General features: G+C 47.7%; 1 protein-coding gene and 1 pseudogene. Both read right to left on the bottom strand.

Annotated features, from left to right (window positions below):
- Positions 1 to 126: 126 nt before the first annotated feature.
- Positions 127 to 1,845, bottom strand: a complete 1,719-nt coding sequence (locus AB4512_RS22150; RefSeq protein ID WP_372175697.1) for a cobaltochelatase CobT-related protein — start codon at positions 1,843 to 1,845, stop codon at positions 127 to 129.
- Positions 1,846 to 1,848: 3 nt separating this feature from the next.
- Positions 1,849 to 2,066 (bottom strand): annotated as a pseudogene (locus AB4512_RS22145) (aerobic cobaltochelatase subunit CobS); the annotation flags it as partial.

Raw genomic sequence — 2,066 nt, 5'->3', positions numbered from 1 at the left:
TACTTGATGGCGGTCTCTGTATGGTCGTTGTTTTTGGCTTAGAACGTTTTCTTTATCAAAATTATCTTTGAAGGAGGAGGGCTTGATTCTCGTTTAATGCTTGATGACACCCTCCTCACTGACACGTCAGCGCTTTAGCATCTCAAAGATGTTCCTACATAGCCCGAACAAGCAGCTCTCTTGTACGTCCAAGGTAATGTTGTTGCGGTAATATGGGCTCAAATCCACTCCCATCCCCACGCCATGAATCTCAATTCCGTTTTTGGTCGACTCACGTTCAATCACTTGTTTGAGGTGGTTATCCAAATAGAACTGATCGTTGGCGGTGCTGGTGGCGGTATCCATTGGGCAGCCGTCTGAGAACACGATCAAAACCTTTCGTTGAGCAGTGTGCTGTTGCAACCGCTGGCTAGCGAACTGCACCGCTTCGCCATCAATCCCTTCTTTAAAGACATCTGCTTTACGAAGACTCGCAATGCCAAGGCGAGATCGTCTCCAATGCGTATCAAAATCCTTAAACACGATGTGCCGAACTTCGTTCAAGCGGCCTGGGTGCTTTGGTTGGCTTTGTTTAAGCCACTGTCGATAGACCTTGCCACCGTTCCAGTTGTTGGTAGTGAAGCCAATGATCTCAAATGGGATATCAGCCAATCCAACGGATTTGAGAATGGTGTCCATCAGCAGACTTAGCTTGTGACTGTGCTTTTGCATTGAGCCTGAGCAGTCCATCAAAAACGTGATGGCACATTGATGAGATGCACCGATATCAGGTTGATAAAAGACAGTGCGATCCAATGGCGACGTGACGAGCTTGGTGATGGTGGTGGCGTTAACAATGCCTTCTTCTAAATGGTCCTGACGTCGGTTCCTCTGTGGCGTGGCAACAAAGCTAGTGAGCATAGCGGCCAAACGGCGAGTGTTTACTTGTCTCGCCATGATGTCATCGGTGAGTTTCTGTCTCAGTTCGAGTAATAGGGCGCGCCTGACGAGTTTGTCTGCGGCGATGACTTGATCAAATTCTGAATTAAAGACCTGATAATTCGCGCCCGAAAGCTCGAAGACCTTGCTACTGCCCGTGATGTCAGTATCGACGTCTTGATCTTGAATGTCTCCATCAACGATAAGGGCAAGCTGCGCAAGGATTTTTATGTCTTCTTCAATGGTTGGCGTAGCCGAGCTATCGCTCTCTTGCTCTTGGTCGATGAGCTCTTGTGCAAGGGATGCCAACTCGTTGGCGCAGTGTGCAAACTGTTGTTGGTCGGTTCTATGTTGTTTTAAGCGCTTCAGGCTATGCCCAAAAGTAGGCACGATGCCGGCGCGAGTCGATTCAATGGTCTCAGCAATGGGTTCCGAAACCGGAACACCGGTTAAGCGTGTGTGGATGACTTGCATTAGTGTAAACAGCAACATGCTTATTCGTGATTCGGTGAAGCCATTCTGATGATATTGGTCGCTCCAATACGCAAAGTTGAACTGAATGCTGGTGGTAACGCCTTTTAGATAAGATGGAACTTGCGATTCAATTCGCACCTGCTCGCAGAAGTCATATAACAGACGTTCGACCTCGTTTTTCGGTCGCAATGAGTAGTGAAGATCAGCATCTGAAAGCAAGAGTCGTAATGCCGATGAATCGATCTTGCCTTGCATCGAAAGCTTACTGTTTTTCAGCTCGTGGCGAGATACAAAGGTGAGATCGTTGGTGTGGGCAGACTGGTAATAACAGGGCTTATTGCCTTTATAGAGTCGTTCTCCCCGATAGTTCAGATCGAGTTCACCACTGATTGCTCTGGCGACAGACACACCAATATCGAGGATCTTTTTCTGCTGAGAAGAAATATTGGCCATGGTTTACGACTCCGAGTGCGAATAATTTTGAGTATGCGCTTCCAAGGCTTCACCAAAGCAACGGAAATAGTATTCGCTAACCAGTTCTTTCTCTTCGTCTTCGCAGCGATTTAAGAATGAAAGCCTAAATGCCGTCGCTACATCGTCGAATATTTGGATGTTTTCAGCCCAAGTGAGCACTGTACGCGGAGACATCACAGTCGAAAGGTCGCCAGCCCGAA

Source organism: Vibrio sp. 10N.222.52.B7 (assembly GCF_041474275.1).
GTDB classification, from domain to species: Bacteria; Pseudomonadota; Gammaproteobacteria; order Enterobacterales; family Vibrionaceae; genus Vibrio; species Vibrio crassostreae_C.
This window is presented reverse-complemented; position numbering and strand designations above follow the sequence as displayed.